We start from the raw sequence: 12,920 nt of genomic DNA on the forward strand, positions 1-12,920 counted from the left end.
CGGGACCGGGGCCCTTCCTGTGCGCGCGGTGGGTCAGATCGTCGCCGTGTCGATCACGAACCGGTAGCGGACATCGCTGTTGACGACCCGCTCGTACGCCTCGTTGATCTCCGACGCGGCGATCAGCTCGATCTCGGCGCCGATGCCGTGCTCGGCGCAGAAGTCCAGCATCTCCTGGGTCTCGGCGATGCCGCCGATCATCGAACCGGCGAGGGTCTTGTTGCCGCCGATGAGCGAGAACAGGTTCAGCGCGATCGGCTCCTCCGGGGCACCGACGTTGACCAGGGCGCCGCCCGTCTTGAGCAGGCTCAGGTAGGCGCCGAAGTCGAGAGGGGCCGAGACCGTGGAGAGGATGAGGTCGAAGGAGCCCGCCAGCTCCTTGAAGGTGTTCGCGTCGCTGGTCGCGTAGTAGTGGTCGGCGCCCAGCTTGAGGCCGTCGTCCTTCTTGCGCAGGGACTGGGACAGGACGGTGACCTCGGCGCCCAGCGCGTGCGCGATCTTGACGCCCATGTGGCCGAGGCCGCCCAGGCCGATCACGGCGACCTTCTTGCCGGGGCCGGCGCCCCACTTCGTGAGCGGGGAGTAGGTGGTGATGCCGGCACACAGCAGCGGGGCGGCCTCGTCGAGGGACAGGCCCTCGGGGATGCGGACGACGTAGTTCTCGTCGACGACGACCTTCTCGGAGTAGCCGCCGTAGGTGGGCTCGCCGTCCTTGCCGATGCCGTTGTACGTGGGGACGTTGCCCTTGACGCAGTGCTGCTCGATGCCGGCCTTGCAGTTCTCGCACTCACCGCACGAGTCGACCATGCAGCCGACGCCGACGCGGTCACCGACCTTGTACCTGGTGACGCCGGATCCGACCTCGGAGACGATGCCGGCGATCTCGTGGCCCGGGACCATCGGGAAGATGGCCTCGCCCCAGCCCTCACGGGCCTGGTGGATGTCGGAGTGGCAGATGCCGGCGAACTTGATGTCGATCAGGACGTCGTGCTCACGGACCGCCCGGCGCTCGATGGTGGTGCGCTCCAGGGGAGCCTTCGCGGCGGGGGCGGCGTATGCGGCGACAGTGGTCATGCCGGGGGTTCTCCTAGCGAGGGGGTTCATGCCCGGCTGCCTTCTGTCCATCCGTCCGGGCACGTTCTCCACCCTGCCCGACGAATCACGATCCACCCAGGTCACAGCTTTGCGTACGTTCGCTGTGCCTACTACTGGCGGGGACAGGATGGTGAGCGTACGACCGTGAATACTTGACGTATGGACGAGATGGCCGAGGAACTGCCCGGAAGCGGCTCACTGGACCGGCGTGCCGAGCTCAGCGAGTTCCTGCGCACCCGGCGGGCCCGGCTGAAGCCGGAGGACGTGGGGCTGCCGGACTTCGGGCGGCACCGCAGGGTGCCGGGACTGCGCCGCGAGGAGCTGTCACAGCTGGCGGGCGTGTCCGTGGCGTACTACACGCGCCTGGAGCAGGGCAACGGGCGCAATGTCTCGGCGGAGGTCCTCGACTCGATCGCCCGCGCCCTGCGGCTGACCGACGCCGAGCACGCGCACCTGACGCATCTGGCGAAGCCGAAGGAGCACAAGAAGCGGACCACCGCGCGCACCGAGCAGGTGCGCCCGGCGGTCAGGCACCTGCTGGACTCCATCGAGGTCCCGGCGTACGTCTCGGGGCGCCGGTCGGACATCGTCGCCTGGAACCGGATGGCGGCGGCGGTCTTCGGGGACTGGGCGGAGCTGCCGGCCCAGGAGCGGAACTGGGCGCGGCTGATCTTCCTGCGCCCGGAGTACCAGGAGCTGTTCGTGCCGTGGGAGCAGAAGGCCAGTGACGTGGTCAGCTACCTCCGCATGGACGCGGGCTGCCATCCCGACGATCCCCGGCTGTCCGCCCTCGTCGGGGAGCTCTCGGTGAAGAGCGAGGAGTTCAGGCGTCTGTGGGCCATGCACGACGTCAAGGAGAAGAGCTACGGCACCAAGCACCTGCGTCATCCGCTGGTCGGCGAACTGACCCTGCACTGGGAGTCGTTCCCGCTGTCCGACGGTACCGAACAGCTCCTGATCACCTACCACGCGGAGCCGGGCTCGCCGTCCGCCGACGCCCTGCGGCTGCTGGCGAGCTGGGGCGCGGACGCCACCCGAGCGGGTGAGTCCGCGCGCTCGTGACCCGGCGCCCGCTCAGCCCTGGTACGGCGGTGCGGCCCCCCAGTTCCACTTCGGCACCGGCTGCTCCGCGGGCGGCTTGGCGTCCGGTCCCGAGAAGTGGACCGCGAGCCTTGTGCCCCACTCCACGTAGGCGAGGAACGCCGAGCGGAACTCCGCGTCGGTGGGCAGCCCGGCCTCGTCGGCGGCGTCCTGGATGAGGTTCACCCAGCGGCGGCGCTGCGGCTCGGTGATGCCACGGCCCAGGTGCTTGGCGACCATGTGGCCGTGGCCGCCCTGGGTCTCCGAGTAGGCGGTCGGCCCGCCGAAGACCTCCGCGAGCCACAGGGCGACGTGCTCGGCGTGCTCGGGGGCCAGACCCGCGAACACCGGGGCCAGGAGGTCGTCGGCCAGCACCTTCTCGTAGAACACCGTGGTCAGCCGGGCGAAGGCCTCCGCGCCGCCGGCCCATGCGAACAGGGTGGGCACGGCGGCGCCCCGGCCGCGGACCGTCGTCGGTTTGTAGTGGCGCATCTCCTCGATGTTCTCGATGTACGGCCGGATCTCGGCGAGGAAGTCCGGGAACAGCTCGGACTTGCGGAAGCCCTCCAGGTGGTCCTCGGTGGAGGTCCAGGTGATGCGCAGGACGAAGTGCTCGAAGTCCTCCTCGCAGCGCGCCAGCTCGAAGTCGACGCACTGCGGTGCCGCCGCCAGCTGGACCGAGGCGTGCGTGTAGGCGGACAGGAACTCCGCCGAGCGGTCTTCCGGGATGCGGTAGCGGATGTACTCGACGGTCTCTGTGGTCATACGGCCACTCAAACACGGACGGCCGCCGGAAGCCGCCCTTCCGGGAACCGGCTGACGAAGCCGGGCCTGCTGCGGCCGCGGGCGGGGGCGAGGACGCGTCGCCGGTCAGCTCGCCGGACCCGGTCCCGGCCGCCCTGCCTCGGCGGTCCCGGCGGGAAGGGTGATGACCGGTCCGGACTCCGGTGGGGCGCCGGTGAGGGCGCTGGTGTCGAGGTAGCGGATCTCGTAGGAGCGCTCGGTGAACCTCCAGCCGTCCGGGGTGCGCCGGTAGCGGTCGTGGTACAGGGCGTGGTTGCCGTGCGAACTCCCGTCACGCATCCGCCCGAACTCCACGATGTACGCCCGCCCGTACGCGCTGTCGCCGTCCACCCGGGTCACTCCCGGGTGCACGGTCTGCACGAAGTACTCCCACACGGCCCGCAGCCGTTCGATCCCCTCGCGGATCTCCTTAGGGCCGGTGAACTCGACGCCGGCGGCCGGTATCCGCAGGACACCGTCCTCGGCGAACAGGGCCGCCAGGCGGTCGTAGTCCCGCAGCATGGCCGCGTCGGTGAACTCGCCGGGCAGCGCCTGGATCTCGATGCGGTCGGCAAGGGTCCGGATGTCGGTCATCGCTCTCCTCCTCGGTCTCACCGGTACGACGACACGGCCACCGGGAATGTGAGGACGTCACGTCTCGGGGCGCTGTCCCGTCGTACCGGCAAAGGAGGCGACCATCATGAGCACACCGCCCGAGCCGGCCCTGAGCGCGATCATGGGTGAGCGGCGCCGGCTGATCAACCTCGCGTACCGGCTCCTCGGGTCCCTGGCGGACGCCGAGGACGTCGTGCAGGAGACGTACGTCCGCTGGTACGCCCTGGCCCCCGAGCAGCAGCGGGCGATCAGGTCGCCGGGCGGCTGGCTGACCACGGTCGCGGGGCGGATCTGCCTGGACGTGCTCGGCTCGGCGCGGGCCAGACGGGAGAGGTACGTCGGTGAGTGGCTTCCGGAGCCGCTGCCGGACAGCGCGGAGTGGGCCGGTGCCCCGGCGGACCCGGCCGACCGGGTCACCCTGGACGAGTCGGTCGGCATGGCCTTCCTCGTGCTGCTGGAGTCGATGACCCCGGCCGAGCGGGTGGTGTTCGTCCTGCACGACGTCTTCCGCTACCCGTTCGCCGATGTGGCCGAGATCGTCGGCCGCAGCCCGGCGGCCTGCCGTCAGCTGGCCGTGTCGGCCCGCCGACGGGTGCGCGAGCAACGACCCCCCGTGACCCCGCCGAGCCGGCACGCGGCCGTGGTCCGGGACTTCAAGCAGGCCTGGCAGGCGAAGGACATCGGCGCCCTCGTCCAGCTCCTCGACCCGAACGCCGTGGCCACCAGCGACGGCGGCGGCCTCGTCAGCGCTCTGCCCGTACCGCTCCACGGCGGTGAGCCGATCGCCCGCTTCCTGGCCGGCCTTGTCGCCGGGGCCCCCGGACTGGTCCTCCTGGAACGCACGGTCAACGGCCGGCCCGGCCTGGTGGTCCAGGTGGACGACACCGTTCAGGCGGTCCTCGCCCTCGATGTCGAGGACGACCGGGTCACCCGGGTCTGGGCGGTACGGAACCCGGAGAAGCTGCGGCCCTGGACCGCGGGCTGACGGCATGCGAAAGGCCCGCCGGAAGCGTCGTGCTGCTTCCGGCGGGCCTCTCGATCAGCGCGTGCTGCGGGTCACTTCCCGTAGTACGCGTTGTAGATCGAGATCGTCGACTTGTTGCCCTTCTTGTCGGCGATCTTGGCGTGGAAGGAGATGGCCTTCCCCTTCGCCGGGTTCTTCACGGTGATCTTGCCGCCCGAGACCGTGACCTTCTTCCAGGTCTGGCCGTAGTCGTACGACACGTACACCGCGAGGGACTTGAGGTTGGAGCCCTTCGCGGAGCCCTCGACGGTCAGCGGGATCTTGACCGTCTTGCCGGCCTCGACCCTGCTGTCCAGACCCGTCTTCGCGTTGAAGCGGACCATGGAGGCGGGCAGCTTGGTGAAGTCCGCCGTCTTCTTCGACGAGAACGTCCAGCTGGCGTCGATCCGGGTGGAGGCCGCCGCGACCTTGACGCTGCGCTTGACCGAGGTCGTCAGCTTGTACGAGGCCTGGCCGGCGGGGACCTTGAAGGCCTTCTCGCCGAACAGCGGGTCGTCGTTCGAGCCGACCTTGACACCGTTCTTGTACAGCGTGGTGTTCACCGAGGTGAACAGGGAGGAACCGGCGTGGCCACTGCCGTCGGCGAACAGCGGGAGAGAGCCCAGGATGTCGTTGCCGTTGCGGTACAGACCGAAGTCGGCGTTGAGATGCGGGCCGAAGACCGCGGTGTTGAAGGTCTTCGCGTACGACTTGCCGGCCTGGAAGGACTGCTCGGCACCGAGCGTGTAGTACGCGTCGGAGACCGGGAAGCCGTCCGGGTCGACACCGCTGTACTGCTCGAAGTCCATCCCCCACTTGACGCCGCCGAGGGTGGACAGGTGCAGGGTGCGGGTGCCCGGCAGGGTCTGCTGGAGCCCGATCGAGGAGGCGGAGAAGGAGCCGGGCAGCCAGCCCACGGCGTTGACGGAGCCCTTCTTGCCGCCGGCCGCGGCGCCCATGCCGACCTTGACCGTGGCCAGCTCGCTCGCCTTGTAGTGCTTGGTGTAACCGGTGGCGAACTGCTTGACCGGGCCGCCGGCGATGGTGTCGTACTGCTCGGTGGCGCCCTTGCTCCAGTGGCCGTCGAACTGCTCGATGAGCGAACCGTCGGTCACCTGCGGGCCGATGTGCGCGGTGCGGAAGCCCTCGTAGGAGTCCAGGAACCAGCCGAAGCCGTAACCGCCGGTGGGCGTGTTGACCTGGAAACCGGGTGAGGCGAACACCGACTTGGCGGCCGCGTCCGGCACGGTGATGTCGACCGGCTTGGCCTTGCGCGCGTCCAGCGTGACCGTCGTGTTCTTCGTGACGTTCAGCTTGGGCTGGACCATCCAGTCGGAGCCCTTGGTGGTGTCCTCCGGGTCCACGAAGTACGTGCCTTCGAGGATGTAGTTGCCCTTGGGCACGCGGACGGTGACCGAGCCGTCCTCCTCGTAGGGGGCGAACCGCTTGCCGTCGGCCAGGCCGGAGATGCCGGTCAGGTCCGTGCTGTAGTTCTTGGCCGGCTTGCCGTCACGGTCGAGGACGTTCAGCGTGACGTCGTACGACTCGACCTCCCGCTGCACCGCCGCCGCCGTGCGCACGGTCTGGCCGCCGCCCGTCGCGACCACGTACGCGGAGTACGCGCCGTCGAGCGTGCCGCCCAGCTTGGTGTTGACGGTGACGTCGACGGAGGCCTTGCCGCCCGCCGGGACCGTCACCGTGGTGGCGCCCAGCTTGAAGAAGCCGGCCGGAGCGGCCTGCCCCTTCGGGTTCGTGGCCGTCGACGTCAGCTTCAGCGTGACGTCCTTCGTACCGAGGTTGCGGTACGTCACCTGCTTGGTGACCGGCTTGTCGTCGGTGTGCGGCCACTGCTGCGTGCCGAAGCTCACCGACACCGGGTCGGCGATGACGGACTGCGTGATGGCCTTGTCGACCGCGATACGGCCCGAACCCTGCTGGAACGGGGTGTACTTGCCGCCCTTGGCGGAGCCGGTGAGGGCGCCCTTCAGCTCGGCGTAGCCCCAGCTCGGGTGCTCCTGCTTGAGGATCGCCGCCGCGCCCGCGACATGCGGGGTCGCCATCGACGTACCGGAGATGGTGAGGTAGCCGGCGGGCTTCTCGCCGACCTCCTTGTCGATGAGGCTGCCGGGAGCGGCGGCCGCGGTGATGTCCACGCCGGGCGCGGTCACGTCGGGCTTGATCTGCCCGTCGAGGCCGGGGCCGGTGCTGGAGAAGGACGCCAGCTTGTCCTTGTCGTCGACCGCGCCGACGGTCAGGGCGGAGGCGGCGCTGCCCGGGGAGCCGATGGTCTGGTCGCCGAAGTCGCCCTCGTTGCCGGCGGCGATGGCGAACAGGATGCCCTTGGTCTCCGAGAGCTTGTTGACCTCGGCTTCCAGCGGGTCGATCTCCGGGGTGTCGCCGCCGCCCAGGCTGAGGTTGACGACGTCGGCACCCTGCTCGGCGGCCCACTCCATGCCGGCCAGGATCTGCGAGTCCTCGCCGTAGCCGTCGTCGCTGAGCACCTTGCCGTTGAGGAGCTTGGCGCCCGGCGCCACACCCTTGTACTTGCCGCCGGACTTCGCGCCGGTACCGGCCGCGATGGAGGCGACATGGGTGCCGTGGCCGAACTTGTCGGTCGCGTCGGCGGAGGTGGAGAAGTTCTTGGCCGCGATCACCTGGTCCTTGAGGTCCGGGTGGGTCGCGTCGATGCCGGTGTCCAGGACGGCGATCTTGACGCCCTTGCCGTTGTAGCCCTTGGCCCAGGCGGTCGGCGCGCCGATCTGCGGCACGGACTTGTCGAGGCTGGCCTTGCGGACGCCGTCGAGCCAGACGTGCGCGATGCCGGAGGCGGTCTTGTCACCGTTGGTGACCGCGTCCCACAGCTCGGGCGCCTCGTCCTTCGGCGTCTGCACCGCGTCGGCGTTCAGGGAGGCCAGGGAGTGGCGGAGGGTGCCCGCGTCCCGGACGTCGTCCTTGGCCGCGCTCGCCGCGCCCTTGTAGCCGACGATCACCTTCAGTCCCTTGCTCTGGGACTTGCGGGTGGCGGCCTTGTTGAGCTCGGTGACGTCGAACAGCCGCTGGTCGAGCTTGCCGCTCGCCACCAGGCGGACGACGTCGGACGGCAGCACGTAGGTGTGGCCGTCGGCCTTGCGGAGCTGGACCGGTATGTGTTCGCGGCCCTTCGCGGGCTCCAGGCCCACGACCCGGCCCTTGGCGTCCACGACGACGCGGTCACCGGTGATCAGGGTGATGCGGTGCTTGGGCGTGAGCTGCGCCTTGTTCGACTGCGAGACGCTCGCCGTCTGCTGCGCGTCCGCCGACGCCGGGCTGGTCATGCCCGCCGCGAGCGCTACCGCGGCCGCCGTGGCGATCGTGGCCGCGCATGCCTTCTTCACTTGTCTGCGCAAGTTTCCCCCTTGCAGAAGGACCGGGTGAATTCCCCGTTCACCCGGCCGGGGGGAGACTCGCACGCATATACGTGCACCCCCCGGTGATCGCAGTATGCCGAGGGGTGATCACGACCTCAATAGACAACTCCCCGGCGGCAAAGTCTGTTACAAGACCGCCGGGTTCAGGCGGAGTTGAGGGTTCTGACTGGTTCAGGAGGCGGCATTCTCCTTCACGGTGATCCGGCCCTTGCGGATCGTGGCGAGGCGGGGGGCCTTCTTCGCGATGGCGGAGTCGTGGGTGACCATGATGAAGGTCAGCCCCAGCTCCTTCCACATGCGTTCGAGTACGTCCATGATCTCGTCGCGCATCGACTCGTCGAGGTTGCCGGTGGGTTCGTCGGCGAGGAGCACCTTCGGCTCCTTGACGAGGGCCCGGGCGATGGCGACGCGCTGCTGCTGTCCGCCGGACAACTCGGAGGGCAGATGCCGCAGTCGCTCCCCGAGCCCGACGGAGGTCAGGGCCTCGGCCGCCCGCTCCCGCCGCTCCTTCACCTTCACGCCGAGGGGTACGAGGGCGGTCTCGACGTTCTCCTGGGCGGTCAGGGTGGGGATGAGGTTGAAGGACTGGAAGACGAAGCCGATGTTCTCGCTGCGGACCCGGGTCAGCCGGGCCTCCGAGAGCTTGGCCAGGTCGGTGCCGTCCAGGACGACTTCGCCCTCCGTGGGCTTGTCCAGTGCGCCGAGCATCTGGAGCAGGGTGGACTTGCCGCCGCCGGTGGGGCCCTGGATGACGAGCCGGTCCCCGTCGGCGATGGTGAGGTCCACACCGGCGAGCGCGTCGACGGTGTCCTTGCCTCGGGAGTAGCGCTTGGTGACGCTTCTGAGTTCGTACATGGTGAGCTCCTGGGGTGGTGGGGTTCGGGGATGGGGCGGTGCGTGGTCGGCTGCGGCTGAGTGGGTACGGCTGGGCCTGCCTGGTCTGCACCCGCCCAGGGGCGCGAGGAACTGCGCGACCGGCCACAGCACTCCCGCACCCGCGAGATGACAAGGCGAGGCAGCTCCGTGGGCGCACCGGCACCGCGTACCGGCACCGCGCACCGGAACCGCGCGCCGACGCCCGCTACTCGACTCGCCGCAACGCGTCCGCCGGCCGCAGCCGCGACGCGCGCCAGCCGCCGAACGCCCCCGCGATGAGACCGCCCGCCACCGCCAGACCCACCGCGATCGACACCGTCGTCACGCTGACCGGGGCCGTCAGGGCGACCTCCAGCGTCTTGGCGGCCGCCTGGCGACCGGGGCCGCCGAAACCGCCGCCACCGGGACCGGAGTTGGCGCCACCGCCACCGCCCAGCTGCGCCTGCAGCGTGGGACTGATGGCCGTCACGACGTACGCGCCGGCGAGACCGAGCGCGATGCCCAGCGCGCCGCCGAGCAGTCCGTTGACCATCGCCTCGCCGACGACCTGCCGGGTCACCCGTCCCGACTTCCAGCCGAGCGCCTTGAGCGTGCCGAACTCCCGTACCCGGCGCGACACCGCGGACGAGGTCAGCAGACCGGCGACGAGGAACGCGGCGACGAGTACGGCGATCGACAGCCACTTGCCGACGTTCGTGGCGAGCGAGGACGCCGTCGACAGCGATCCCGAGACCGTGTCCGCGAGATCCGCCGAGGTCGTCACCGTCGTACCCGAGATGTTCTTCTGGATGGTCGACTTGACGGAGTCGATCTTCTGGGAGTCGGTCGCCTTGACGTAGATCGTGGTGACCTTGTTCTTCGAGTCGCTGAGGGTCTGCGCCTGGGTGAGCGGGACGTAGACGTTGGCGGCCGCGTCCCCGCTGTCCGCGGTGGCGACGCCGATCACCTTGAACTTGACGCTCTTGACGGTGACGGTGGAACCGACCTTGAGCTTCTTCTCCTTGGCGTACGCGGAGTCGACGACCGCGACCTTGGCGTCGGTCTCCGTCGACTTGAACGTACGGCCACTGGTGATCTTGGAGGAGGTCAGCGGGCCGAGGGCCGCCTTGGTGACGTCGGTGCCGAAGACCGAGTAGCTGTTGACGTCGAAGTTGGCTCCGCCGCCCCGCACTTCACCCTGCGGCTGCCCGCTTCCGCCACCGTTGGCGCCCGGGCCGCCCTGCTGGTTGCCGCCGTTCTGGTTCTGCTGGAACTGCCCGCGGGTGAACTCTCCGCTCACCTTGATGACCTGGAGGCTCAGCCCGCCGACCGCGTCCGAGACGCCGGTCTGCCGGTCGACCTTGGTGACCGTGGCGGCGGACAGGGTCTGGAACCCCTGCACCATCACCCGGTCGCTGCTCTGCTCCGCGCCGGAGCCGTTGTCCTGTGCGTCGAACCGGAAGCGCGGCCGGTCCGAGGAATCGGCCTGCGCCGGGGCGGCCTTGGTGACCGTCATGTCGGTGCCCAGCCCGTACAGCGACTGGAGGACCTTGTCCTGGGCCTTGCCCATGCCGGACGACACGGAACTGACCACGATGACGAGCGCGATACCGAGCGCGAGGCCGGAGGCGACGACGAGGGCCGCCTTTCTGCGGCGGCGCAGTTCGCGCCTCAGGTAGGTGAAGAACATGGCCGCAAGCTAGGTACGGCGCGTGATGACTCCATAAGCCCCCCATAAGAGCTGCATGAGAAGGCTGTGCGCGGCCCCGGAAACACCGATGCCGCCCCTGGGGGCGGCATCGGAAAGCTGTGGACTACGGGTGGCTCAGACCGCCGAGCCCGCCTTCCAGTCGGCCCAGCTCAGGTTCCAGCCGTTGAGGCCGTTGTCCGGGGCCACCGTCTTGTCGCCGGTGTTCTTGACGACCACCACGTCGCCGACGATGGAGTGGGTGTACATCCAGTAACCCGAGGTGCCGGTGTCGTTGGCGCCCTTGGTGTCGGAGAGGCCGACGCAGCCGTGGCTGGTGTTCACGGAGCCGAAGATGGACTTGGCGCCCCAGTAGTTGCCGTGCATGAAGGTGCCGGAGTTGGTGAGGCGGATGGCGTGCGGCACGTCCTTGATGTCGTACTCGCCCTTGCCGTCGTCGTCGGTGAAGCCCACGGTCGCGCCGTTCATGCGCGTCTCCTTGAACTTCTCGGACATCACCATGACGCCTTCGTACGTCTTGTTGTCCGGCGAACCGGCCGAGATCGGGATGGTCTTGATCGTCGCGCCGTTCTGCGTGACCTTCATCTGCTTGGTCTTGGCGTCGACGTACGAGACCTGGTTACGGCCGATCTTGAAGGTGACCGTCTTCTGCTGGACGCCGTAGACCCCGTTGGCGCCCTGCACACCGTCGAGCGCGAGCTTCAGCGTGACGGTGGAGTTCTCCTTCCAGTAGTCCTCGGGGCGGAAGTCGATGCGGTTGGCGTTGAACCAGTGACCGACGACCTCCTGACCGCTGCTGGAGGAGACGGTGATGCCCTTCTGGACGGCCGCCTTGTTGGTGATCGCCTTGTCGAAGTTGATCGACACCGGCATGCCCACACCGACGGTCGAGCCGTCCTCGGGCGTGAAGTTGCCTATGAAGCTGTTCGACGGGGAGACCGTCGTGAACGAGGCGTTCTCGTGGGCGACGAGCCCGTCGGAGTCCTTGGCCTCCGCGGCGACCTTGTAGGTCGTGGAGCGCTCCAGCTGGGTCTCGGGCTTCCAGCTGGTCTTGTCGGCGGACAGCGCGCCGGCGACCTTCGCGCCATCGGTGGTCGTCATCGTCACGCCGGTGAGCGTGCCCTTGCTCACGGTGACGGCGGCGGAGTTGTTGATGGAGGCGTTGTCCGTGCCGTCCTTGGGCGTGATCCTGATCTCGGCCTGTGAGCTCTTCTTCGCCGCCGCCTCGTCGGCCTTGGCCTGCGAGGTGTCGCCGCCACCGCCCTTCGAGGAGGAGTCGTCGCCACTGGAACAGGCAGAGAGCACCAGCACTCCGCCGAGCAGAGCGGACGCGACCGTCAGGCCCCTGCGCCGCTTACTGACCGTCATCACACGCTTCTCCATCGTTGCCGAAATCCCAGAAACCCCGAGAGTCCCCGTCAATAAAACCTAAACGCTACGACCGGTTCGTCCCGTTCCACCTTCTCGGAAGGTGTGGGGCACACCACGTCCGCCGTGGCGGAAGGTGCGTCTGTCGGTTCGTGCGACACCTGAGACGACGAAACCCCGGGCGGCGGTTGCCGCCCGGGGTCACGATTCTCCCGAGCGCGCTCAGCCGACGACCTCTTCTTCCTCGTCTTCCTCTACATCATCCTCGTCGAGGTCCCAGTCCGGCGAATCCGGGTCGTAGTCGATGTGCTCGCTGCTCCAGGAAGCCTGGGCCAGTTCGACCCCCGACACCTCTCCGACCAGGTCGAACGGGTCCACGAGATAGGCGAGGGCCTCCGCAGTGTCTTCCGTCACAGCACTCTCGGCATGCGCCCGCTCGTCGTCGGGCATGTCCGGATCCTCCGCGATCCGCGCCAGTGCGGCCCGGGTGACGGCGTCCTGGTCGTCGACCTCGACGACGAGTTCCACCCGAAGCCGTACATAACGTGATGTCTCTTCAGTGCTCATGCCCGGAGCGTAAAGCCCATGCCTCCCGTGACTTTCCCGTGACCCGCGCCTTTCACTAACATCGCCCCACACGGCCAATTCGCCAGCACCACAAGGGGATCGATATTCCGTGTCATCCGTTCGCCGTCCGTTGCTGACCGCCACCGCCGCGGGGACCCTGCTGGGTGCCCTGTGGTTCGTCCCGTCCGCCAACGCGACCCAGGACAGCCCGGCGAGAACAGAGCCGTCCGCGCAGGCCACCACCCAGGCGCGGGTCACGACCACGAGCGCGGAGACCTCCACGGACGACACCCGGCTCGCCGACACCGGCAGCTTCGACACCACGCCGTACGTCGTCGGCGGCACCCTCTTCCTCACGCTGGGTGCGGGCTTCGTCGTCTACTCGGTCCGCCGCGAACGGCTGGGGTTTTGAACCGGCTTGACGTGTTCTTGACGCAAG

The 12,920-nt window shown here is 68.9% G+C and carries 11 protein-coding genes; 3 read left to right on the forward strand and 8 right to left on the reverse strand.

Annotated features, from left to right (window positions below):
- Positions 1-33: 33 nt before the first annotated feature.
- Positions 34-1,074, reverse strand: a complete 1,041-nt coding sequence (locus AQI94_RS09565) for an NAD(P)-dependent alcohol dehydrogenase (protein ID WP_031049732.1) — start codon at positions 1,072-1,074, stop codon at positions 34-36.
- A 180-nt stretch (positions 1,075-1,254) separates the two neighbouring features.
- Between AQI94_RS09565 and AQI94_RS09570 the strand changes: the two genes are divergently transcribed.
- Complete coding sequence (locus AQI94_RS09570) at positions 1,255-2,157, forward strand: helix-turn-helix domain-containing protein (RefSeq protein ID WP_031049729.1); 903 nt, start codon at positions 1,255-1,257, stop codon at positions 2,155-2,157.
- Between the two features lie 12 nt (positions 2,158-2,169).
- Here AQI94_RS09570 and AQI94_RS09575 read toward each other — a convergent pair whose 3' ends face one another.
- The gene (locus tag AQI94_RS09575; protein ID WP_031049727.1) at positions 2,170-2,940 is read right to left on the reverse strand and encodes a group II truncated hemoglobin; all 771 of its coding nucleotides are present in this window, start codon (positions 2,938-2,940) and stop codon (positions 2,170-2,172) included.
- A gap of 105 nt (positions 2,941-3,045) precedes the next feature.
- The gene (locus AQI94_RS09580; protein WP_037943190.1) at positions 3,046-3,552 is read right to left on the reverse strand and encodes a nuclear transport factor 2 family protein; all 507 of its coding nucleotides are present in this window, start codon (positions 3,550-3,552) and stop codon (positions 3,046-3,048) included.
- 106 nt (positions 3,553-3,658) lie between these two features.
- On the opposite strand from AQI94_RS09580, the gene sigJ reads away from it, so the two are divergent.
- On the forward strand, positions 3,659-4,558 hold the full coding sequence (gene sigJ / locus AQI94_RS09585) for an RNA polymerase sigma factor SigJ (RefSeq protein WP_031049724.1): 900 nt from the start codon (positions 3,659-3,661) through the stop codon (positions 4,556-4,558).
- Between the two features lie 71 nt (positions 4,559-4,629).
- Here sigJ and AQI94_RS09590 read toward each other — a convergent pair whose 3' ends face one another.
- The 5 genes from AQI94_RS09590 to AQI94_RS09610 form a co-directional block, all read right to left on the reverse strand.
- Entirely contained in the window at positions 4,630-7,950 is a 3,321-nt protein-coding gene (locus tag AQI94_RS09590; protein ID WP_031049721.1) for a S8 family peptidase, read from the reverse strand.
- A 204-nt stretch (positions 7,951-8,154) separates the two neighbouring features.
- Entirely contained in the window at positions 8,155-8,838 is a 684-nt protein-coding gene (locus AQI94_RS09595; RefSeq protein ID WP_031049717.1) for an ABC transporter ATP-binding protein, read from the reverse strand.
- A 226-nt stretch (positions 8,839-9,064) separates the two neighbouring features.
- Positions 9,065-10,528: an ABC transporter permease gene (locus AQI94_RS09600; RefSeq protein WP_062229684.1), complete on the reverse strand. Its 1,464-nt coding sequence runs from the start codon at positions 10,526-10,528 to the stop codon at positions 9,065-9,067.
- Positions 10,529-10,663: 135 nt separating this feature from the next.
- Positions 10,664-11,929 carry a L,D-transpeptidase gene (locus tag AQI94_RS09605; RefSeq protein WP_031050822.1) on the reverse strand — a complete coding sequence of 422 codons (1,266 nt, stop codon included), beginning with the start codon at positions 11,927-11,929 and terminating at the stop codon, positions 10,664-10,666.
- Between the two features lie 207 nt (positions 11,930-12,136).
- Complete coding sequence (locus AQI94_RS09610; RefSeq protein WP_031050824.1) at positions 12,137-12,481, reverse strand: hypothetical protein; 345 nt, start codon at positions 12,479-12,481, stop codon at positions 12,137-12,139.
- A 130-nt stretch (positions 12,482-12,611) separates the two neighbouring features.
- Between AQI94_RS09610 and AQI94_RS09615 the strand changes: the two genes are divergently transcribed.
- Entirely contained in the window at positions 12,612-12,893 is a 282-nt protein-coding gene (locus AQI94_RS09615) for an LPXTG cell wall anchor domain-containing protein (protein ID WP_031050827.1), read from the forward strand.
- The last annotated feature ends 27 nt before the right edge of the window (positions 12,894-12,920 follow it).

Source organism: Streptomyces pseudovenezuelae, assembly GCF_001513955.1.
Taxonomy (GTDB): domain Bacteria; phylum Actinomycetota; class Actinomycetes; order Streptomycetales; family Streptomycetaceae; genus Streptomyces; species Streptomyces pseudovenezuelae.

What these genes read in the sequence shown, in the direction of transcription:
- AQI94_RS09575 (WP_031049727.1), bottom strand. Translation starts at nt 2,940, where the DNA reads ATGACCACAGAGACCGTCGAGTACATCCGCTACCGCATCCCGGAAGAC.
- AQI94_RS09600 (WP_062229684.1), bottom strand. Translation starts at nt 10,528, where the DNA reads ATGTTCTTCACCTACCTGAGGCGCGAACTGCGCCGCCGCAGAAAGGCG.
- AQI94_RS09595 (WP_031049717.1), bottom strand. Translation starts at nt 8,838, where the DNA reads ATGTACGAACTCAGAAGCGTCACCAAGCGCTACTCCCGAGGCAAGGAC.
- AQI94_RS09580 (WP_037943190.1), bottom strand. Translation starts at nt 3,552, where the DNA reads ATGACCGACATCCGGACCCTTGCCGACCGCATCGAGATCCAGGCGCTG.
- AQI94_RS09565 (WP_031049732.1), bottom strand. Translation starts at nt 1,074, where the DNA reads ATGACCACTGTCGCCGCATACGCCGCCCCCGCCGCGAAGGCTCCCCTG.
- AQI94_RS09570 (WP_031049729.1), top strand. Translation starts at nt 1,255, where the DNA reads ATGGACGAGATGGCCGAGGAACTGCCCGGAAGCGGCTCACTGGACCGG.
- sigJ (WP_031049724.1), top strand. Translation starts at nt 3,659, where the DNA reads ATGAGCACACCGCCCGAGCCGGCCCTGAGCGCGATCATGGGTGAGCGG.
- AQI94_RS09610 (WP_031050824.1), bottom strand. Translation starts at nt 12,481, where the DNA reads ATGAGCACTGAAGAGACATCACGTTATGTACGGCTTCGGGTGGAACTC.
- AQI94_RS09605 (WP_031050822.1), bottom strand. Translation starts at nt 11,929, where the DNA reads ATGGAGAAGCGTGTGATGACGGTCAGTAAGCGGCGCAGGGGCCTGACG.